This is a genomic window from Bacillus cereus group sp. BfR-BA-01453 (genome assembly GCF_022662915.1).
Taxonomy (GTDB): Bacteria; Bacillota; Bacilli; order Bacillales; family Bacillaceae_G; genus Bacillus_A; species Bacillus_A paranthracis.
Map to the genome: position 1 here is coordinate 144,116 of NZ_JAKUEN010000004.1, position 21,375 is coordinate 165,490.

Sequence of the window (21,375 nt, forward strand, 5' to 3'; positions counted from 1 at the left end):
TCTTTTTATAAAATAAATATTTGTAGTGTGGAATATATCGAATTGCTTAACCGAACTAGTATTTTAGGGACATTAACTGAAACCATAAATATAACCTCATGTCTATCTTGTTGATGAATTTCATTGTCCTCGGATAAAAAATCAGTAAACCCTTAAATTAAAAGTAATAAAAAACAACGTATGAAACGAAAAGATTTAACATCAAAATTTGCATGTATGTAATGTTAAAGGCTAGAAAGCTAGATTGGCGTGAATCACTAATTGTGGAGTGCAAAAAACAACAAAATCTTTTAAAAAACACTTAATTTTTTACTCCATCTATCTTTACAATCCCTCCTTATAATGTGAATTGGACAAGCACCTAAGAGAAAGCAGAATATGTCAGTTTGTACATTCTATTATTAGGGGGAGAATTTGTATGAAAAAGACAGTTGCTTCGTTAGCAGTTATGGCGGCATTATTACCGACATTTTCAGCACATGCGGAAGGGAAAGAGCAAGTTCGAAAATCAGCTACAACTTTTAACGTTATTAGTGACATTCAAGGTGATTTAGGAGATTTTGATCACGTATTAAAAGATATGAACAAAGTGACGCCGCTTTCTAGAGCGCTTATTATGAATGGGGATATAACGCCAACTGGACAACAGTCCCAATATGATGATGTAAAGCGAGTATTAAACAAAAATAAGCATCCAGAGAATGTATGGTCAACTGTTGGGAATCATGAATTTTACGCTGGTAAATGGACAGCTGATGGGAAGCTCTCTCAAAGTACATGGCCAAATGGTGTAACTGAGGAAACTTTATTTAACCGCTATCTGAAATTTAGTGGACAAGAAAAGGTATATCATAAAAAAGAATTAGACGGTTATCCGCTTTTATTTTTAGGAACTGAAAAATATATGAAATACCACGATTCAAAAATGTGGGACGAAGTATATATGAGTGATGAGCAACTAGGTTGGTTAAAACAAAATTTAGAAGAGTACAGCCAAAAAGATAAAAATAAACCAATTTTCATTTTCTCTCATCACGTTTTACCTGATACTGTGTCTGGATCAAGACAATCACCATATTTACAAGACTATTTAAACGTTGATAAATTGTACGATATATTAAAAGACTATCCGCAAGTCGTTTTCTTCACGAGTCATACGCACTGGGATTTAAACTTGCCAGACTGGGCTGGTAAAAAGAAAATTGCAGGCGGAGATAAAAAAGGATTTACAGTTGTAAATACAGGTGGTATTGAAACGGGCTGGATGTCGGCTGGACCAAATGGAGGAGAGAAGACTGCTCCTGATGGTTATTCATTCAAACAAGGGTTGCAAGTGAAAGCATATGGTAGCGATGTAATGGTGACAGCTTACGATTACAAACGTGATAAGGAAATAAAGAAATTATTAATTAGTGATTCGAAAATTGCACAAATGGCACCAAATGTAACGGCAGATGATAGTAAAAACGTAATCGTCGGTGCAACGGAGTATATGGAGTACTCTGTAAAAGGAACGGACGAGTGGCTGACGTATAATCCAGGAAATCCTCCAAAATTTGATGGGAACAAGATTGTATACGTACGACATAAAGGCGAAATGAATTTAGAACCAGGATTAACGCAGCTTCTTCGATTTTCGGAAAATAAGTGATTGGAGAGGACCCACTTTCTAATGAGTGGGTCTTTTTGTGTTGTCGATTTTTGTCGGTAAGTCGATATATTTGAAAAACCGCCGATATAAATTAAGAATCGCTGATATATTTGAAAAATCGTCGATATAAATTTCATGTACCGTAATATGGTTAAAATCATTATTATAATTTCATGTACCGTATTGAAGATAAAACCTTTAATACAATTCCATTCGCCAAAACCGAATTCCAACACATTTTTACCCCAGAAAGATGACTTCATCATTTTTACATGCAATAATAGTAACGTTACATACATTGTGAAAGAAGTATAAAAGGAGCGTTATTTATGAATTTAGCTAAATTCCCGAGAAAAAAATATACAGAGTCATATACACCAATTGAAAAATTAAACAATTTTTCTGAGGCACTTGGTGGACCGACTATTTACTTTAAACGAGATGATTTACTTGGTTTAACAGCTGGTGGTAATAAGACGAGAAAGTTAGAGTTTTTAGTTGCGGATGCGCAAGCAAAAGGTGCAGATACGTTAATTACAGCTGGTGGTATTCAGTCCAATCATTGCCGCCTAACACTGGCAGCTGCGGTAAAAGAAAAAATGAAATGTATTCTTGTATTAGAAGAAGGGCTTGAGCCAGAAGAGAAGCGAGATTTTAACGGAAACTATTTTTTATATCATTTATTAGGTGCTGAAAATGTCATTGTTGTACGAAACGGAGCAGATCTTATGGAAGAGATGCATAAGGTTGCGAAAGAAGTAAGTGAAAAAGGGAATACACCATATGTCATTCCAGTTGGTGGATCAAATCCTACTGGCGCAATGGGATACGTTGCTTGTGCGCAAGAAATTATGGCGCAATCATTTGATCAAGGAATTGATTTCAGTTCAGTCATTTGCGTAAGCGGTAGCGGCGGCATGCACGCTGGTTTAATTACAGGTTTTGCTGGAACACAAAGTAACATCCCAGTAATCGGAATTAACGTAAGTAGAGGAAAAGCAGAGCAAGAAGAGAAAGTAGCAAAACTTGTAGATGAAACTTCAGCTCACGTTGGTATTCCAAACTTTATCCCGCGCGAAGCTGTTACATGCTTTGATGAATATGTAGGGCCAGGTTACGCGTTACCAACGCCAGAAATGGTGGAAGCAGTGCAATTACTTGCAAAAACAGAAGGTATTTTACTTGATCCAGTGTATACAGGTAAAGCAGTAGCGGGACTAATCGACTTAATTAAAAAAGGTACATTTAATAAAGAAGACAACATTTTATTCGTACATTCAGGTGGTTCACCAGCTTTATATGCGAATACATCTTTATTCGCGTAAGTGTGAAAAAGCATTGGGTATCCAATGCTTTTTGTTATATACTGGAATTATTAGGAGGCCAGAAGGGGGAGTATATGAGTTCAAACTTAAAATGGATGATATACACGATACTCGGTATTTTTATTTTATTAATTTTATTTGTAGCTTATGGAGTTTATTTATATTTCACTTAAGTGAAATGGTAACCGAACCAAAGGAAGAATAAAATAATTGCTGTATTAAATAGAGTAAAACATAAACCGATAATTGCTAAAATTTTCCTTTCATTTCGACTACAAAAAGATATTACCGCTAATAGGATTGCTATAACAGCGGAAGCTAATATGAAGTAAGCGAAAGGCACAACATATTCTACTCCAACCCTGTCTAAAATAGGTGTGAAAAGAAAGAGATTAATCGTAACGAATATACTTGCAAAGAGAAACGTATAGCTTTTCCAAGTGTATGTTTTTAACTGCATGGATCATACTCCTTTCCTTATATTATTTATATTTTTAACTATAAATTAATTACCTTTATTTTACAATAATCTGGATTGTTATGAAATGAGGTAGATGAATATGAAGGATAGAAATGTGTCTTTAGTTTTTATTATTATCTGTATATTAATAGTAACTGGCTGTTGAAATATACTAGGAAATGAAGAGCAAAGAATTGAAGTGCAAAAAGATATTGGTGATAATGAATATGAAGATTTTAAGGTAGTGACAGATAATAAGCAAGTTCAGCAAGTAAAGAAAATATTAAATGATGCTCATTTTGAAAATAAAAAAGTGCAAATGTCTCGTCCAGCTGATTACCATTTTGTTTTTCAATTTAAAAATCCGAAAATAGAGGCGAAAGCTGTGTTGTATCAAATTTGGGTAATTCCTAATAAGGATAAAATAGAGATCATAGTGGGGAATGGTCAGTACGTTCAATTAGAAGGGAAAAATGCAGCCACTTTGTTTCAGGTTATTACAGGAGAGAAGTTGGTTGAATAAATGTATATGGGGTTTATAGTTTTTTATTTTGGAAGACACTTAGTTTTCAACAAAAATAGCTATCTTTTTATATTGGAATAAACATTGAAAATCGGATAAAATGGAAATTGGATATTGACTTACTGAACATGAGGTTCTAGGGTTGTAAGCGGATTCGTACATCTTAAGATATCCGTTAAATCGCCGATGAATAATAATACTAGGAAATATATTGTTTTTAGAAAGATTCGATGTTATGTTTAATTTTCTTAATATAATATTTTACTTATGTAGGAGTGGCTATTTGAAGAAATTAATATTATTAGCGTTATTGGCTACATGCTGTCTCACTATTGCAGGGTGTTCTAATAATAGGGTTACAACAAAGAATGATTATAAAACTTCAACACCTGAAAAGAGTGAACGTATCAACAAAGCGTGGTACAAACATATATAATGTTTTAAAGTTGTTGATGATAAAAGGCCATAAGGTGAAATGAGTTAGGCCAATAGTAAATGTTGTGAACCTTGGTGAAAAGCGGGAAGCATAGGAGAATTCTGTTTTTATAAAAATACGATATTTAAAATATCTACAAAAAAGAGTCTACATGTAGACCCTTTTTTGTGGATATTTTTCATAAATATAAGCTATTCTTAGGTGCTTTCCTCTAACATTTATTTCACTAAGTTAAAGTTCATTGAGAGTATCATTTTTCAAAGTTTTTGGAATGCTAGGGGCCCATAAGAGCGCGGTTCGTGTGATCTGTTTTCACTTTATCTACCATCTTTATATATCTTTCTATTAAAAAATCAAAGTTTAATCAATTAAATGAGATAAAATTTGGTAAAAAACAATGAAATCTCAGGAAAAATGAGGTACACTAATCAATGGTTTTGGTTTAAAATCAATTGACGTTAATGTATACGGGGGAAAGATTGATGAACAACAATACAGTAAATGAATCTGTTGAAGAAGTTGAGAAAAAACGGGTAAGATCCAAAAAACGTTTTACAAATTGGAAGCTTATCGCAGCAGGTGGCGGTGTACTTGCACTTCTCCTTGGAGGAATGAGCTATTATCAGGCAACTCACTTCAATTCAAATGTTACGATTAATGATACAAAAGTCGGTGGTATGAGCGCTGATGAGGCAATACAGAAATTAAAAACATCTGGACTAGCGAACAAAGTTTATATTGATCAACAACAAATTTTAGATGAAAAAGAGACAAAAACGGAACTGACGGAAAAAGATTTGCCGCAAGTTAAAAAACTATTAAAAAGCCAGTGGACATTTTTCCCTTCTTCAAAGGAAAAAGAGTATTCATTGCTACCAGAAAAGGCAGAGCAGTATCGTAGTGAAACGATGAAAAAACTTGTAGAAGAAAAGCTTGTTTCCATGAATGAAAAATTAAAAGCACCTCAAGATGCTATGGCAAAGCTTGAACAAGGAAAAATTGTTATTTCGAAGAGCGTTGATGGAAAACAGTACGACGTTACGAGTTTACTAAAAGATTACGACAAGCAGAAGCATAAAAGCGAAATTCATTTAAAATCTGCATACATACAGCCTATTAAAGAAAACGATCCGATTATTAAAAAAGAAGAGAAAGCATTACAGAATCTTCTTACGCAGTCTGTTGATTATAAAGTGCAAAATGAAGTGTATTCATTAAAAGCAAAAGATTTAATTCAAAATGCCTCTATGTCAAAGGATATGAAAGTGACAATCGATGCGAGCGAAATTAAGAATAAGATTGCTGAAATTAATAAGGCTAAATCTACATTACATAAAGACTTCGCTTTTAAAACACATTCTGGTTCGGTTATATCAGTAAAAGGTCAAGGGTACGGCTGGGCACTAGATGTGGAAAAAGAGACAAAACAAGTTGGGCAAGCCTTTGAGAAAGGTGAGAAATCACTTTCTGCTTCTAATATTCACGGAAATGGTTGGGAGAAGGAAGGGATCGGTTATAAAACAACATCGAATAATGGTATCGGAGACACATATGCAGAAGTTTCCATTGCAGATCAACAAATTTGGATTTACAAAGATGGGAAATTAGTCGTCACAACAAACGTAGTAACGGGTAAACATAGCACAGGTGAAGATACATCACCAGGTGTGTGGTACGTTCTATACAAACGAACACCATATACGCTAAGAGGTAGCGCAGTAGGGAAAGCTGATTATGCAGTGAAAGTAGATTACTGGGTTCCATTCACAAATAGCGGTCAAGGATTCCACGATGCCGGCTGGCGAAAAGACTGGGGAAGTAATGCTTATTTAACAGGAGGATCAGGCGGTTGTGTGAACCTTCTTCCTAACGTTGCCAAAACTGTATATGATAGTTTGAACACGTATGATCCAGTTATTGTGTACTAGAAAATAGCTATGTATTAAAAACTTATACGAATAAACAAAGCAGAAAATATATGAAAAACACCTCTTGCATTCGCATACTAAGTATGCAAATGCAATGGAGGTGTTTTTATTTAAAGGCAAGAGTTCATTGTTTATAAGAAACAAAGTGGGAAGAAATTGAGATGGAAAACTAGGTGTACAAATAATCAATAAAATTGACACTGAATATCATTTTCATTTATGATGGGATCGTCGCATGTAATTGGACAGGATTTTGTGAAAAAGTTTACTTTTTTTATTAATATAATAAATTTCTATTAAGCTGTCACATTCAAGAACTATCACTAAATTTTTTAAGAATTTAAACGTAGGAAAGGGTAACTAACTGTTACGATTTATTTAACCAATTATAACGAAAGTTAATTAAATAGATCAGTAAGCCCTGCTAGTCAAGTGATTGGCTAGTAGTGAGGGTTAACTGCGGGCAATCCCTAAAGCTGATTGAACTACAACGTGGCTAGAAATGGCGAGCGTGAATGTTGCGAAAGCAGAAAAAATCAATCAGATGGTGCAAGGTTAAATCCTAAACATTAGAACAATGGGTCTTCCGCCTCGAATCATCTAAGTCAAAATGGATAGGATGAACGTTCAACGACTATCTCGTATAACTGACGAGAGTACACCACAAGCCTATGGTGGTGGAAAAATCCTCTATCTCTAAAGAGATAAACATATAGTCTGCGCTCATGTGAAAGCATGAGAAGTTCATAAGAGAACTGGCTAAGGAATTGCGCCCTTAGTTGAACGAGATACATTTAATTAAATCTATCAAACATGTGTTCTATCTTGAGTTTGATGAGGTAAGAATAATAATGAAATTTTTACGAGTTAGTCTAGTATCAGAATTAACAGGTTTGCATCCGAGTAGTCTCAGGAGAATGCTGATGATATTGGCGAAGAAAGTTAGACTGATTCCAACGCCTGAACAAGAAAAAGTGCTTAGAAACCATGCTGGTGCTGCAAGATTCGCTTATAGCTATTGTAAAAGAATGAGTGATAGATACTATAAGCTATTTGGAAAATCTGTTTCACAGTTAGCTTTACAGAAACGATTTACAAAGATCAAGAAGCGAAAGAGATATGAGTGGTTAAAAGACATTAATGCACAAGTTCCTAAACAGGCTTCAAAAGATTTTGATACGGCGAGAAAAAATTCGTTCAAAAAGTACAAAAATGGGTATCACACTTCTTATAAATCCAAAAAAGATTTGATTCAAGGATTTTATGCCAATTATGAAAGACTGATTATAGGAAAGAAAGTCGTTCATATTCAGTCTATTGGAGAAGTGAAAACAAGCCAACAACTACCAAGAAACAAAAAACCATTAAATCCAAGAGTTATCTTTGATGGTCGTCACTGGTGGATTAGTGTAGGGTTCCAAGAAGACTTTGAATTACAAGAACTAACGAATGAGTCGATTGGTTTGGATGTTGGTTTAAAAGAGCTGTTTGTAGCTTCTAATGGTATGAAAGAACGAAATATAAACAAAGATGCTAAGGTTAAAAAACTTTTGAAAAGGAAAAAGTCAGCGCAAAGAGGTATGTCTAGGAGATTTAAAAAAGGTGTAAAAATTCAATCTGCCGGATATGAAAAAGCAAAAGCTGAGCACCTGCGGTTATCTAGGAAAATTACAAATATCCGAAATAACCATATCCATCAAGCGACAGCTAAATTGGTGAAAACCAAACCAATGAGGATTGTTGTGGAAGACTTATCTATCTCAAACCTGTTAAAAAACAAAAAACTATCGAAAGCATTTTCCTCTCAAAAATTAAACTTCTTCTTTCAATGTTTATCATACAAGTGCGAGAAGTATGGCATTGCGTATGTAAAAGCTGATAAATGGTTCGCTTCAAGCAAGATTTGTTCATGTTGCGGAGTAAAATACGACCATTCAGTTCAACCAGAAGGGCAGTGGAGTTTAAAAATACGTGAGTGGTGTTGTGTTTCATGTAATAGCCATCACGATCGGGATGTAAATGCTGCGATAAATTTATCAAGATGGGTAAAATAAATGCTTGATACTAGGAGGTAACGATACTGCCTCGTGTGGAGTGTTATACCCCTCGTCTCTTTGGGGCTGCGAGAACACGATGAAGCACGAACTCGTGTAAATTTGATTGAATTGTATAGATTTAGTTAAGTTTATCGTATCGGTAATAGAAAATGAACTGGAAAAAAGGCGGATTATGGGTTATTATTTTTTTCGTTGTAAAAGGCACAATTTCTACACTTTTAATCGTTACAGGTGCTAAATATTTTGATTTGTCATTTATGCAACTTTTCGTACTAATATTGATCTTATTACTGATTTCTCTCATAAGTCGAAAATTACTGTATAGACATAAACAAAACAAAAAGCAAAAAGAGCTAAATATATAAGGAACCCCCAGAGACCTTTGGATTTCTGGGGTTTTATTTATTCAATAGTGAGTTTTGGCTCCGTGATACGAATGGTACACCTCATCAGTTTTATCGGTTGTAAATCAAAAGAAAGATATATTTACAAGGACTCTTAACAAGTCTTACGAATCCAAAAGTCTCTTTATTCTTTATTGCATTTCTGCCGCAGTTTATAGATACAAAGGCTTCAGGTTCTATACCTTTTATCATTTTAGGAATTACTTTTACAGTAACTGGACTATTGTGGTGTTTATTTGTTGCTTATTTTTCTTCCTATGTCACCAAAAAATTAAGAGGAAATCAAAAGGTAGGAATGATTCTAAATAAAGTAACAGGACTGATTTTTATTGGGAGGGGGTTAAAGTTACTTCAAACGAAGGCTCCTCAATAAACATGAATAATAAAAAAATGCCCCCTTCAAGAGTTGTTATCTTTGCTTTAAGTTAATTTTTATATATTAAAAAGCCTCTTCAAATTTGAAGGTTTTTTTGCATGTTATCGGTTAATTATTCTTTTTTGAATTTACTAAAGGTTCCTAAATCCAAGCCCAATAACAATACTATCTCTAGTGAAATAATTAACATATCCTATGTAAGAAAGTTGAGGTAGCTAATAGCATATATTTTACTGAAAGGATGTGAATGAATGATGGAACGACCGAATTGGGGAATTGGAGGATTAGTATTCGTTGGCTGCATGTTTCTTGGCGGAGGAGTGGGGTCTATGTTAGGGAATGCCCAAACTGGATGGCTCATAGGAATGGGTGTTGGATTTCTTGGGATGGCTTTAATGAGACTGATCAGAAAGTAATATAACGGAGATTCTTAATACCATATGATCTCCATACATTACAGTTAGAAGTTTCTCTTTTATATCGGTCTTTTTAAATTTTTCCCATACATAGATAGGATTCTCAAGTCGCAGGATGGCACCTTAGGGTGTATTTTTTATGCTTTCTAAAATGCCTTACTATATAATAGATTTCGTTAGATTCTGATAATCTTTTTTGTAATAGAATAGATTCATTACCGTTTAAGGAACTGTTGAGCGGCAATAAAGTTACTCCACTAAAGGGCCATATTGTGGTACTGTTAAGGAAAAGCGAGTAATTGCGTTATATAAGGGGGTGTTGGGGTGAATGTAATTGCGTGGTTGATCGTTGCTTGTGAAATAGGGTTTTGGGTTGTTATAACTTTAGGTCTGCTCACACGATATATCCTTAAGAAAAATAAATTAGGATTGTTTTTCCTAGCTTTAACACCTGTTATTGATTTAATTCTATTAGTCGTTACGGGTGTCGACTTGTATCGTGGTGCGACCGCTACCCAAGTGCATGCAATAGCTGCTGTTTATATTGGAATCTCAATCGCATTCGGTAGGAGTATGATTGGGTGGGCTGATATACGCTTTCAATATTATGTGATGAAACAAGGAGCGAAACCAGTTAAAAGATTTGGCATTGATTATGCGAAACACTACTTTAAAAGCTGGGGACAACATGTGCTTGCTTTTCTAATAGGTGCCGGAATTTTATTTGTCTTAATCTATTTAATTAACGATTCTTCTCGAACAGAAGTGTTGGCTGGCTTTCTAAAAGCATGGACACTTGTGTTGGGTATCGATCTTTTGATTGCCATAAGCAATTTTATTTGGCCGAAAAGGGAAAAAGGGTAACAATTTAATAATATCGCAATTGGGCGCGATTGTTGAGCAAACACAGGTAGATAAATGATTAAAATTTTTTATGGAAAATTATTCACTAGCAACAAAAAAACAAGCATTTTGACCGTTTTTTTCGGAATATTTGTTTTTTTTATCGAAAAATCAATTTTTGTAGCATGCTTTTGATCAAACTTTATTACAAACCAATAGCATTTATGGCAAGCTTAGGAGTTAATAATTAATCCACGGCGAAGAATTGGCCGTGTTCAAAGTGTTAAATAATGAAAAAAAGATTTGACTACTTTTCAAATAAATTAAAATTAAAAACCCGGTTCTTTCGTAAAGGAACCGGGTTTTTGCGTTTTGTTAGTGCTACCACACCTCTATAAAGTTATTAGATACAAGATAATAGATGTTTTTATAATTTGAAAGATGAGGAAACGAACTTGTAGGGAGTATTAGAAGCATGTATAAGAAAATGAAATCAATGGAGAAACTGGTTTTTAAGTCTGGACTATGGACCTATCCTCTCGTTCTAATCCACTAAAAAAAGAACTTCCCCATACCCATTAGACTACTAAGCATTCCAATTCCATTCATAGTGCCTTTTCCTACTGTAAGTAAGTTCCCAAGCATTCCTGGCTGACCGTAACCTCCGTTATTCCCCCATCCCATGGGACTTATCTGTCCTCCCCATCCTGGAGAGTTTCCGAAAATACCCCCGTTATTGGTATTAAATTTAAAGGCCTTAGCTGGCGGCGATAGTAAAGCTGCAAGATGCCCTTGTGCGAACATTCCTGTATGATTGAAAGGTTGAGCCCAGGGGAAGGGAGGTTTTTGAAAATTAAAACCTGTATGCCCTGGGAATGGAGTCCAATTAGCAGGCTGTCCTTGGGGTATCATCCCTGCATAATGGATTGGCTGACCTGAAGAGAAAGGAAGGGTTTGGGGATTGAAACCCGTATAATTGACCGGTGAATCCCAACCAATTGGATAGAAGCGATAACTCCAATTCTCAGAAATCTTCAAACCACTCATTTCGTAAGCATTAGTTATTTGGGGCTGTAAATATAATGATGACATTAAATTTTGGTTATTATATTGTTCCTCGTTTCCCTTTGAATTTACATACCAATATTGGTGCATAAGCTTATTCCCCTTACTTTAAAAATGTAATGTTAGACTTAGCCTATATAACCTTCCTTTTTATGGATGGTTACATAACTAGATTTACAAGCCTGTATTTAAAGGAATGGGTGTGTGGGCTTGTTGGTTTATCCCGCTGTTTGTTGTGGGCTGTCAGTAAAAAAACATGGATTAAAGTTTCACTTTATTTTAGAAGCGTATTTTCAGTCGCTTCTTTTGTTTATTGCAGCCTAATGTAAACTCGGTTTACAAACGTATTTACATATTCATTCAAAATCTTAAGTTGGGTAAGTAGAATTGCTAAAAAGAGAATATCCATTCGAAGAGTTTGGCAAAATACTGCAAGGGTAATAAATTCTCGTACAAATATGCAAACGAGTTAAATTAATCAATGGAATTGATAATGAAGGGGCAAATCAATCTATGAGTGAAACGTTACATAAAAGAAAACCACCATATGTAATGCTTGTAATCCTTTTTATTGGGGCATTTGTTTCATTTCTAAATAACTCGCTTTTGAATGTGGCCTTGCCATCAATAATGAAGGATTTAGATATTAAAGATTATTCAACGATCCAGTGGCTTTCTACAGGGTATATGCTTGTAAGTGGTATATTAATTCCGGCATCAGCATTTTTAATAACACGCTTCTCCAATAGGAGCTTATTTATTACATCTATGGTGATTTTTACTCTTGGTACGGCTTTAGCGGCTGTAGCACCGAACTTCGGTTTATTACTTACTGGTCGGATGGTTCAAGCAGCAGGTTCTTCAGTGATGGGACCTTTGTTAATGAATATTATGCTAGTAAGCTTTCCGAGAGAAAAAAGGGGAACAGCAATGGGGATTTTTGGGTTAGTTATGATTACAGCTCCGGCCATTGGACCGACACTATCAGGTTATATTGTAGAGTATTATGACTGGCGTTTGCTTTTTGAAATGATTTTACCGTTAGCAATCATAAGCTTACTGTTAGGGATTTGGAAATCTGAGAATGTTATGAGACAAAACAAAAATGCAAAACTTGATTATCTCTCATTATTATTATCTTCAGTCGGCTTTGGCGGTTTGTTATATGGATTCAGTTCTGCAAGTTCCGATGGTTGGACGAATAAAGTTGTTTTAACAACCTTAATCATAGGCGCTATTGCCCTAATTGCTTTCATTATCCGTCAATTAAAAATGAATGAACCGTTGTTGGATTTACGTGTTTACAAGTACCCAATGTTTGCACTTGCGTCTGTAATTGCAATTGTTAATGCGGTGGCTATGTTTTCGGGGATGATTTTAACACCGGCTTATGTACAAAATGTCCGTGGTATTTCGCCGCTGAGCTCTGGGCTGATGATGCTTCCAGGTGCGGTAATAATGGGAGTTATGTCACCCATTACAGGTAAACTATTTGATAAGTATGGCCCTCGGCTTCTTGGTATAGTAGGACTTTCCATTACAGCTGTTTCAACTTATATGTTGGCAAATCTGCAAATCGATTCTAGTCACACACATATTATCCTTATTTACACATTGCGGATGTTTGGGATGGCGATGGTGATGATGCCACTTATGACAAATGGCCTTAATCAATTGCCAACTCGCTTAAATCCGCACGGTACAGCTGTTAATAATACAGCTCAACAAGTGTCCGGTTCAATTGGTACTGCTATTCTTGTTACGATTATGAATTCTGTAACAAAAACAAAAGCTGAAAGTCTAATGTCTGAATTAGATCCAACAACCTTCACAGAAGCTACGAAGGCAATGTTAACGCAGAAGGCTTTGTTATCCGGAATTCAGCATTCATTCTATGTAGCGCTTGGCATGAATGTCGTTGCACTACTATTAGTTTTTTTCGTTAAACGTGTAGATACAAGTGCGGAAGCTGTCGAGAGGTTAAATCGGTAGAGCAAAATAAAACTCGAGATAATGATTCCTACAAGTTGTTTTGCTACTAAGAAGCTGATAGTTAAAACGGGAAAAGAACTGAAAGAAACAGTGAAATAATTACACATAGTGAAAAAAGGATCTGATCTTCATATCAGATCCTTTTTCATTAGAAACTATTGGCTTGCCAAATACTACAATCTTTAGTTTTCAATTTCTGATAAACATTATACTAATACGCTTCATTTTAATTTCGTATTTTTTCTGCAAGTTATAAATCTAATAGCAACAAACGACTTAGATTACCAACCTTATAAGCAATATCATAATCGTGAATAGTTATGGAAAAGATAAAATAAGGTAATCAATTACATATCTTTTGTCCCATGTGATTCATTGCTATCTTCTTTTTATTGAATGGGATATTTTAGTATTTTTTGAAAGGGTGTTTGTAATGGATAAAAAAGTATCTGCTATTCCTCAGCCGAAAACATATGGACCGCTAGGGAATCTCCCATTAATTGATAAAGATAAACCGACTCTATCGTTTATTAAGCTGGCAGAAGAGTATGGTCCTATTTTTCAAATTCAAACTTTAAGTGATACGATCATTGTCGTTTCTGGACATGAACTGGTAGCGGAAGTTTGTGATGAAACAAGATTTGATAAAAGTATAGAGGGTGCTTTAGCAAAGGTTCGTGCTTTTGCTGGAGACGGACTATTTACAAGCGAGACTCACGAGCCTAACTGGAAAAAAGCTCATAATATTTTGATGCCTACATTCAGTCAACGGGCAATGAAAGATTATCATGCTATGATGGTCGATATTGCCGTGCAACTCGTTCAAAAATGGGCAAGACTGAATCCGAATGAAAACGTAGATGTCCCAGGGGATATGACTCGCCTTACATTAGATACAATTGGTCTATGTGGTTTTAATTATCGATTTAATAGCTTTTATCGTGAGACCTCTCATCCTTTTATCACTAGCATGACCCGTGCTCTAGATGAGGCGATGCACCAATTGCAGCGGCTGGATATAGAAGATAAACTCATGTGGAGAACGAAACGTCAATTTCAGCATGATATTCAATCTATGTTTTCTTTAGTAGATAATATTATTGCTGAACGTAAAAGTAGTGGAAATCAGGAAGAAAATGATTTACTTTCCCGTATGTTACATGTGCAGGATCCGGAAACTGGTGAAAAATTAGATGATGAAAATATTCGTTTCCAAATTATTACCTTCTTAATAGCTGGGCATGAGACGACAAGTGGATTGTTATCTTTTGCAATCTATTTTTTATTAAAGAATCCGGATAAATTGAAAAAAGCCTATGAAGAAGTAGACCGTATTTTGACAGATCCCACTCCAACATACCAACAAGTTATGAAGCTTAAGTATATACGGATGATTTTAAATGAATCACTACGTCTATGGCCGACTGCTCCAGCATTCAGTCTCTATGCAAAAGAAGATACAGTGATTGGTGGGAAATATCCAATTAAAAAAGGAGAAGATCGTATTTCTGTCCTTATTCCACAGCTACATAGGGATAAAGATGCGTGGGGAGACAATGTGGAAGAATTCCAACCTGAACGATTTGAAGAGCTGGATAAGGTTCCTCACCATGCTTATAAGCCATTTGGAAATGGCCAGAGAGCATGTATCGGTATGCAGTTTGCACTTCATGAAGCCACACTCGTAATGGGAATGCTTCTTCAACATTTTGAATTCATCGATTATGAAGACTATAAGCTGGACGTAAAACAAACATTAACGCTAAAGCCTGGTGATTTTAAAATTAGGATTGTACCTCGAAATCAAACTATTAGCCATACTACTGTTCTTGCGCCTACAGAGGAGAAACTGAAAAACCATGAAACCAAGCAGCAAGTTCAGAAGACTCCTTCCATTATTGGAGCCGATAATCTTTCACTTCTTGTTCTGTATGGTTCGGATACAGGGGTAGCAGAAGGTATTGCAAGAGAACTAGCAGATACAGCTAGTTTAGAAGGTGTTCAAACGGAAGTGGCAGCTCTTAACGATCGAATTGGAAGTTTGCCGAAAGAAGGAGCGGTTCTTATTGTAACTTCTTCTTATAATGGAAAGCCGCCAAGTAATGCAGGACAGTTTGTGCAATGGTTGGAGGAATTAAAACCAGATGAGCTAAAAGGTGTTCAATACGCAGTTTTTGGTTGTGGAGATCATAATTGGGCTAGTACTTATCAGCGAATTCCAAGATACATTGATGAGCAAATGGCTCAAAAAGGAGCAACAAGATTTTCTACACGCGGGGAAGCGGATGCAAGTGGTGATTTCGAGGAACAGCTCGAGCAATGGAAACAAAGTATGTGGTCTGATGCGATGAAGGCATTTGGATTGGAACTTAACAAAAACATGGAGAAAGAACGCAGTACTTTGAGTCTTCAATTTGTCAGCCGTCTTGGAGGATCTCCTCTTGCGCGAACATATGAAGCAGTTTATGCATCTATATTAGAAAATCGTGAACTTCAATCATCTAGCAGTGAAAGAAGCACGCGACATATTGAGATATCCTTGCCGGAAGGCGCTACGTATCAAGAAGGAGACCACCTTGGGGTGCTGCCAATTAATAGTGAGAAAAATGTCAACCGAATTTTAAAACGCTTTGGATTAAACGGGAAGGATCAAGTCATACTGAGTGCAAGTGGACGGAGTGTAAATCACATACCTTTAGACAGTCCTGTTCGTTTATTTGACCTTCTTAGTTATAGTGTCGAAGTGCAAGAAGCAGCCACTCGAGCACAAATACGAGAAATGGTGACATTCACAGTATGCCCTCCTCATAAAAAGGAATTGGAATCATTATTGGAAGAGGGAGTTTATCAAGAACAAATATTAAAGAAACGTATTTCAATGTTAGATCTTCTTGAAAAGTATGAGGCTTGTGAAATCCGATTTGAACGCTTTTTAGAACTTCTTCCGGCGCTCAAACCGCGTTACTATTCTATCTCAAGTTCTCCACTCGTTGCCCAAGATCGTCTAAGCATTACGGTTGGTGTCGTAAATGCGCCTGCATGGAGTGGGGAAGGGACATATGAAGGAGTCGCTTCTAATTATTTAGCTCAGCGTCATAATAAAGATGAGATTATCTGTTTCATTCGAACGCCACAATCAAACTTTCAATTAACTGAAAATCCAGAAACACCAATTATCATGGTTGGACCAGGCACTGGAATTGCACCATTCCGTGGATTCTTACAAGCGCGTCGTGTGCAAAAGCAAAAAGGTATGAAGGTAGGAGAAGCACATCTATACTTTGGTTGTCGTCATCCTGAAAAGGATTATCTCTATCGTACAGAATTAGAAAATGATGAAAGAGAGGGATTAATCTCTTTACACACAGCTTTTTCTCGCTTAGAAGGACACCCTAAAACATATGTACAGCATGTAATAAAAGAAGATAGAATCCATTTAATTGCGTTATTAGATAATGGGGCCCATCTTTATATATGTGGTGATGGAAGTAAAATGGCTCCTGACGTAGAAGATACCCTTTGTGAAGCCTATCAAGAAATTCATGAAGTTAGTGAACAAGAAGCAAGGAATTGGTTGGAACGTGTGCAAGATGAAGGACGATATGGAAAAGATGTTTGGGCTGGAATCTAAATTCTTCTTAATTAGCTAAGTAATATTTCATTCACGAACTTCTTTCAACTAAGTATAACTGTAAACAAAATAAACTGCTTTATAAAAACCCTGTATTTTTTACTGAATATGGGGTTTTCTTATTTTTAAATAAAAGGGGCGTATATGTTGATTCAAAATCCAATAATCTTTATGCATTATATACACAACATGTTAGATTTGAAATACTTAATAAAAAGGGGAAACATCAGGGAGAAGTAGACTTTAATTTAAACTCAATAAAATGCGTAATTGTTGTTACTCATTCACAAGAAGTTGCAAAAAAATCAGATCGAGCATTTTATTTAATTAAAATAAAGTTAGTAGTAAACGAAATTAAGAATAGTTAATTAAAAGCTACTTTTGCTCTTAATTAACATAATTTTCGAAATGTATGAATGCTAATATTTGTTATATGATATATTTATCAAATTATTATTCATGTAGTTTCTGTGATGAATCTGTAAGATAGTTTAAGGGTTGAATGTGGATTTGAAATAAAGAAACGATTTTTTGAGAGGAGAAAAGTAAATGTTTATAAGAACAGAAAGATTATTAATACGAAATTTTGAGTTCAAAGATTGGCGAGATGTCCATGAGTATACATCAGATAGCAATGTTATGAAATACATACCCGAAGGGGTTTTTACTGAGGAAGATGCAAGAAACTTTGTAAATAGAAATATGGGTGAAAATGCAGAGAACTTTCCTGTGATACTGGTAGACGAAAATATTCTGATTGGTCATATTGTTTTTCATAAATATTTTGGTGAGCATACTTATGAGATTGGGTGGGTATTCAACCCAAAATATTTCAATAAAGGATATGCTTCTGAAGCAGCACAAGCTACATTAAAATATGGGTTTAAGGAAATGAAATTACATAGAATTATAGCTACATGTCAGCCACAAAATATCCCGTCATATCGATTGATGGAGAAAATTGGAATGAAAAGAGAAGGATATTTCAGGAAGTGTATACCCCATGGAAATGAATGGTGGGATGAATATTATTACGCTATTTTAGAAGGCGAGTAGTGTCTCAGAACGCATTGTTTAAATCAAAATCATAATTAAAATCATGCTATCCTTTTTTGAGAATTGCTTGGCCCATAAAATAATTAAAATGTGGGCGGTGCTCTATGCCCATCAAGCTAACATTATATAAGTTTAATTTTATGTAAGATTCTTGAAAATTAAAATAAGAGTTAATTTTCTTAATACAGTATAGTATCTCCAGCAGTTTATTCAGCAAACGGGCAGGATTGTGAAAGTATTGAGTTCGGGATATCTTCCTAAAAAACATTACTATAATAAAAGGATGACAAAATTTTTATGGTTAGTATGATAATTTGGAAACAGAAGTCAGCTTAATCTATGAAAAACTTATCAGAGGAGTGATGTAAGTGAAACAAAATGTTTACGATAATCCGAATTTCTTCAAAAACTATACAGCGTTGCGTGAAAGTGGAATAAACGCTAATGACTTCATAGAACAGCCAGCAATCAAATCATTAATTCTGTGTTTGAAAGGAAAATCGGTATTAGACTTGGGTTGCGGTGATGGTCATTTTTCAAAGTATTGTATAGAAAATGGTGCAAAAAACGTAGTAGGTGTAGACATATCCAAAAATATGATTGAACGTGCTAAAAAGTTAAATCAGGATGATAACATAGAATTTATGTGTCTTCCTATGGAGGATATGGGACTAACCAATCAAAAGTTTGATCTGATTATAAGTTCCCTCTCTATACATTACATTGAAGATTACTCGGCAATGATTCAAAAGATTAATGAACTATTAAAAAGCAGTGGTGAATTTATCTTTTCAACCGAACACCCAATAGCAACAGCTCGCAAAGGGAGCAACCATTGGATAAAAAATGAGGATGGTAATAAATCACACTGGGCATTAGATAATTATCAAGAAGAAGGAATCAGAGTACACAACTGGTTTGTTGACGATAGTGTGGTTATTTATCATCGAACAGTTGCCACATTAATAAATACTTTAATTGAACACGGGTTTTCGCTGGATAAAATAATCGAACCACAATCAACTTTGGCAGGGATAGAGAAAATGCCAGATTTAATAAACGAATCGCGAAGGCCATCTTTTATTATAATCAAGTCAAAAAAACAAAATAATATTTAAAAATATCTACCGCAATCTGGGAGATTTTATTGAATTATGAAAACAGCCGTTAAACTGTATGCATTCGAATTGAAAATATTGAACATAGGAGTGAGTGAAGATGGCATATGTATTACAAGTTGATTTTCCATTTGAAGGTCCTTATGGTGAAGAAATGGAAAAAGCATTTTTGGATTTAGCCAAAAGTATTAATGAAGAAGAAGGATTTCATTGGAAAATATGGACGGAGAATGAAGAAACGAATGAGGCTGGAGGTATCTATGTATTTGAAGAAAAACAAGATGCTGAAAAATACGCAAAAATGCACAAAAACAGACTTCAAACATTTGGTGTTAAAGATATTAGAGTAAGAATTTTTGCCATCAATGAAAAGCTAACGAAACTGAATCGTGGTTATAGTAAATAATAAGGGACACAGAATTCAAAAAAGAAGGGGATAAGCCCTTCTTTTTTTGAATTGATGCTACAGAAAGAATAGCGTTTTTTTAATTATAGGAGCATTTCTATTTGATAGTTTAATACCGATGTGACAATACCTCATTATTGTTTTTCAGACTTCCCTTGTTCTAGAATGTATGCTTCTTCTTGTTCCGATGTCGCTAATTCGTATGCTTGACCAGTGCTGTTATTATCCAATTCCCATAATAAATTATGCTCCTCAACGGATTGAGAGAAATCGCCTTCATACCAACGAACCAAAATCTTGAGGTACTGTTCTTTATGTTGTAAGATTCCACTATTACTTTCATCAATTACTCGACGTACTGCTTCGATGTTTTCTGGAGTCATTGAAATGTACGAATAGATGTTAGTGCAGCAAAATAAATTGTGTTATGATATGAGGAAATATAAAGCTATGTAACGGAGGGAATAACATGCCGCATGTTGTGTTTCGTGGAATTACTACTGAACAATTAAAGAGCATAAGCAAGCCATTAGTAGAAGAGCTCGCAGAAATCTGTGAGTGTGGTACGGATAATTTCACCTTGGAACTACCAAGTTCTACGTTTGTATTCAATGGAGAAGAAATAGAAGCGTTTCCTCTTATTGAAGTGAAATGGTTTGAGCGTGGACAGGAAATTCGTGATCGATTTGCCAAGGCCATTACTACATATGTAATGGATTTTGGACTTCCAGAAGTAGAGGTTGTATTTACGGTTTTCACAGAATCAGCGTATTATATTAACGGAAAGCATTGTGCAAGTTAGAGCTATTGGAAAGATTTTTATAACATGAAGAAAAGAAATAGGAGAGAATATCCTATTTCTATAAAAAAATATAACTGCTAAATCTAAAGTAATGATAATAATTAGAAGAAATACTTCTATAAGTGCATCAGTTTTCCCATGTTGCAAAGACTTTATAAAGAAATCCCATTCTGTTTCATAGGGGAGGTTCTACCCAATTTCGTTGCAGTCCTAACATCATTCCATTTATGAAATAGACAATGCTTAATAGAATCCTTCCAACAAATAAAGCAGCTACTTTTATATTCCACTTCTTTATGAGGATTATATAAAGAAGTGGAAATAGTATAAGTGCCCAAAAAACGATAATAAAAACTGTATTCATCAGTTTCTACTCCTTTTGTGGATAATAAAGTTATGATCCCCCGCTATTTGTGGGTTGATTAAAGTTTTACTTTATCTCTCCGTCTCAAAAAACTCAATCCATTCTCCGTCAGGACCAGCGAAGAATATGTAACGTGTTCCATCTGGTAATGTTTCAATTTCTTCTCCTAGTAAAAAGGTTACTTTTTGTTTCTTTAGTCTTTCGATCTCATCCTCTAATGAATCCACTTTAAAGCAAATGTGATGTACTTTTCCTTCTGCCGGAAGGGAAGAGTTATAGCCCTCAATTAATTCGAGTATCGTCTCTTTTGATTCTTCCACACCTAAAAAAGCGAGTTTTAAGTCTGGATTCGGGTGTCCCATTCTCTTAATGAGCTGTAAGCCAACTACTTCTTCATAAAATGCGATAGATGTTTCTAAGTTTGCAACCATAAGTCCGACGTGTTCGATTCTTCTAACTGGCATGTAGATTCCTTCTTTCTGAAAATTATATACAATATATTATTGAAAATTAAGAAAATAA

Annotated in this window: 17 protein-coding genes and 4 pseudogenes; 16 read left to right on the forward strand and 5 right to left on the reverse strand. The window is 35.1% G+C overall.

What is annotated here, in order from left to right:
- Nucleotides 1-418 precede the first annotated feature (418 nt).
- Both MR070_RS10905 and cuyA read left to right on the forward strand, forming a co-directional pair.
- Entirely contained in the window at nt 419-1,651 is a 1,233-nt protein-coding gene (locus MR070_RS10905; protein WP_242261253.1) for a DUF4073 domain-containing protein, read from the forward strand.
- 329 nt (nt 1,652-1,980) lie between these two features.
- Nucleotides 1,981-2,976: a D-cysteate sulfo-lyase gene (cuyA, locus tag MR070_RS10910; RefSeq protein WP_242261254.1), complete on the forward strand. Its 996-nt coding sequence runs from the start codon at nt 1,981-1,983 to the stop codon at nt 2,974-2,976.
- Nucleotides 2,977-3,145: 169 nt separating this feature from the next.
- On the opposite strand, the gene MR070_RS10915 is transcribed toward cuyA, so the two are convergent.
- Nucleotides 3,146-3,436 (reverse strand): hypothetical protein, encoded by a 291-nt coding sequence (locus tag MR070_RS10915; protein WP_001176308.1) that lies wholly within the window; start codon nt 3,434-3,436, stop codon nt 3,146-3,148.
- Nucleotides 3,437-3,536: 100 nt separating this feature from the next.
- Between MR070_RS10915 and MR070_RS10920 the strand changes: the two are divergent.
- The 7 genes and pseudogenes from MR070_RS10920 (at nt 3,537) to MR070_RS10950 (ending at nt 10,440) form a co-directional block, all read left to right on the forward strand.
- A pseudogene (locus tag MR070_RS10920) lies at nt 3,537-3,959 on the forward strand (YhfM domain-containing protein).
- Between the two features lie 918 nt (nt 3,960-4,877).
- Nucleotides 4,878-6,323 (forward strand): L,D-transpeptidase family protein, encoded by a 1,446-nt coding sequence (locus MR070_RS10925; RefSeq protein ID WP_242261255.1) that lies wholly within the window; start codon nt 4,878-4,880, stop codon nt 6,321-6,323.
- A gap of 923 nt (nt 6,324-7,246) precedes the next feature.
- On the forward strand, nt 7,247-8,377 hold the full coding sequence (locus MR070_RS10930; protein ID WP_242261256.1) for an RNA-guided endonuclease InsQ/TnpB family protein: 1,131 nt from the start codon (nt 7,247-7,249) through the stop codon (nt 8,375-8,377).
- Nucleotides 8,378-8,529: 152 nt separating this feature from the next.
- On the forward strand, nt 8,530-8,745 hold the full coding sequence (locus MR070_RS10935) for a hypothetical protein (protein WP_001104100.1): 216 nt from the start codon (nt 8,530-8,532) through the stop codon (nt 8,743-8,745).
- A 109-nt stretch (nt 8,746-8,854) separates the two neighbouring features.
- A pseudogene (locus MR070_RS10940) lies at nt 8,855-9,157 on the forward strand (LysE family translocator); the annotation flags it as partial.
- 254 nt (nt 9,158-9,411) lie between these two features.
- A complete protein-coding gene (locus MR070_RS10945) occupies nt 9,412-9,576 on the forward strand; it encodes a hypothetical protein (protein WP_000970616.1) in 165 nt (54 codons plus the stop codon).
- A gap of 324 nt (nt 9,577-9,900) precedes the next feature.
- Nucleotides 9,901-10,440 carry a hypothetical protein gene (locus MR070_RS10950; protein ID WP_138321626.1) on the forward strand — a complete coding sequence of 180 codons (540 nt, stop codon included), beginning with the start codon at nt 9,901-9,903 and terminating at the stop codon, nt 10,438-10,440.
- 531 nt (nt 10,441-10,971) lie between these two features.
- Here MR070_RS10950 and MR070_RS10955 read toward each other — a convergent pair.
- Entirely contained in the window at nt 10,972-11,574 is a 603-nt protein-coding gene (locus tag MR070_RS10955; protein ID WP_044793100.1) for a hypothetical protein, read from the reverse strand.
- A 423-nt stretch (nt 11,575-11,997) separates the two neighbouring features.
- Between MR070_RS10955 and MR070_RS10960 the strand changes: the two genes are divergently transcribed.
- The 6 genes and pseudogenes from MR070_RS10960 to MR070_RS10985 all read left to right on the forward strand — a co-directional run bounded on the left by MR070_RS10960 (nt 11,998) and on the right by MR070_RS10985 (nt 19,687).
- Nucleotides 11,998-13,476, forward strand: coding sequence for a DHA2 family efflux MFS transporter permease subunit (locus MR070_RS10960; protein WP_044793099.1), 1,479 nt, complete (start codon nt 11,998-12,000; stop codon nt 13,474-13,476).
- Nucleotides 13,477-13,909: 433 nt separating this feature from the next.
- Nucleotides 13,910-17,107, forward strand: coding sequence for a bifunctional P-450/NADPH--P450 reductase (gene cypD, locus MR070_RS10965; RefSeq protein ID WP_242261257.1), 3,198 nt, complete (start codon nt 13,910-13,912; stop codon nt 17,105-17,107).
- Nucleotides 17,108-17,367: 260 nt separating this feature from the next.
- Nucleotides 17,368-17,475, forward strand: a pseudogene (locus tag MR070_RS10970) (ABC transporter ATP-binding protein); the annotation flags it as partial.
- Between the two features lie 181 nt (nt 17,476-17,656).
- Nucleotides 17,657-18,163, forward strand: coding sequence for a GNAT family N-acetyltransferase (locus tag MR070_RS10975; protein WP_000470667.1), 507 nt, complete (start codon nt 17,657-17,659; stop codon nt 18,161-18,163).
- Between the two features lie 368 nt (nt 18,164-18,531).
- Entirely contained in the window at nt 18,532-19,281 is a 750-nt protein-coding gene (locus MR070_RS10980) for a class I SAM-dependent methyltransferase (RefSeq protein WP_000812695.1), read from the forward strand.
- Between the two features lie 100 nt (nt 19,282-19,381).
- Complete coding sequence (locus MR070_RS10985) at nt 19,382-19,687, forward strand: monooxygenase (protein ID WP_242261258.1); 306 nt, start codon at nt 19,382-19,384, stop codon at nt 19,685-19,687.
- Nucleotides 19,688-19,821: 134 nt separating this feature from the next.
- Here MR070_RS10985 and MR070_RS10990 read toward each other — a convergent pair whose 3' ends face one another.
- On the reverse strand, nt 19,822-20,070 hold the full coding sequence (locus tag MR070_RS10990) for a DUF6241 domain-containing protein (RefSeq protein WP_001968665.1): 249 nt from the start codon (nt 20,068-20,070) through the stop codon (nt 19,822-19,824).
- 86 nt (nt 20,071-20,156) lie between these two features.
- On the opposite strand from MR070_RS10990, the gene MR070_RS10995 reads away from it, so the two are divergent.
- Nucleotides 20,157-20,489: a DUF1904 family protein gene (locus tag MR070_RS10995; protein WP_001120973.1), complete on the forward strand. Its 333-nt coding sequence runs from the start codon at nt 20,157-20,159 to the stop codon at nt 20,487-20,489.
- Here MR070_RS10995 and MR070_RS11000 read toward each other — a convergent pair.
- Nucleotides 20,451-20,853: pseudogene (locus MR070_RS11000) on the reverse strand (hypothetical protein). The gene MR070_RS10995 and the pseudogene MR070_RS11000 sit on opposite strands and share 39 nt — an antisense overlap.
- A gap of 71 nt (nt 20,854-20,924) precedes the next feature.
- Complete coding sequence (locus MR070_RS11005; RefSeq protein WP_001145274.1) at nt 20,925-21,317, reverse strand: VOC family protein; 393 nt, start codon at nt 21,315-21,317, stop codon at nt 20,925-20,927.
- Nucleotides 21,318-21,375 lie beyond the last annotated feature (58 nt).

Bases quoted from the DNA above. Each gene is read 5' to 3' on its own strand.
- MR070_RS10905 (WP_242261253.1), top strand. From the start codon at position 419: ATGAAAAAGACAGTTGCTTCGTTAGCAGTTATGGCGGCATTATTACCG.
- cuyA (WP_242261254.1), top strand. From the start codon at position 1,981: ATGAATTTAGCTAAATTCCCGAGAAAAAAATATACAGAGTCATATACA.
- MR070_RS10915 (WP_001176308.1), bottom strand. From the start codon at position 3,436: ATGCAGTTAAAAACATACACTTGGAAAAGCTATACGTTTCTCTTTGCA.
- MR070_RS10925 (WP_242261255.1), top strand. From the start codon at position 4,878: ATGAACAACAATACAGTAAATGAATCTGTTGAAGAAGTTGAGAAAAAA.
- MR070_RS10930 (WP_242261256.1), top strand. From the start codon at position 7,247: ATGATATTGGCGAAGAAAGTTAGACTGATTCCAACGCCTGAACAAGAA.
- MR070_RS10935 (WP_001104100.1), top strand. From the start codon at position 8,530: ATGAACTGGAAAAAAGGCGGATTATGGGTTATTATTTTTTTCGTTGTA.
- MR070_RS10945 (WP_000970616.1), top strand. From the start codon at position 9,412: ATGATGGAACGACCGAATTGGGGAATTGGAGGATTAGTATTCGTTGGC.
- MR070_RS10955 (WP_044793100.1), bottom strand. From the start codon at position 11,574: ATGCACCAATATTGGTATGTAAATTCAAAGGGAAACGAGGAACAATAT.
- MR070_RS10960 (WP_044793099.1), top strand. From the start codon at position 11,998: ATGAGTGAAACGTTACATAAAAGAAAACCACCATATGTAATGCTTGTA.
- cypD (WP_242261257.1), top strand. From the start codon at position 13,910: ATGGATAAAAAAGTATCTGCTATTCCTCAGCCGAAAACATATGGACCG.
- MR070_RS10975 (WP_000470667.1), top strand. From the start codon at position 17,657: ATGTTTATAAGAACAGAAAGATTATTAATACGAAATTTTGAGTTCAAA.
- MR070_RS10985 (WP_242261258.1), top strand. From the start codon at position 19,382: ATGGCATATGTATTACAAGTTGATTTTCCATTTGAAGGTCCTTATGGT.
- MR070_RS10990 (WP_001968665.1), bottom strand. From the start codon at position 20,070: ATGACTCCAGAAAACATCGAAGCAGTACGTCGAGTAATTGATGAAAGT.
- MR070_RS10995 (WP_001120973.1), top strand. From the start codon at position 20,157: ATGCCGCATGTTGTGTTTCGTGGAATTACTACTGAACAATTAAAGAGC.
- MR070_RS11005 (WP_001145274.1), bottom strand. From the start codon at position 21,317: ATGCCAGTTAGAAGAATCGAACACGTCGGACTTATGGTTGCAAACTTA.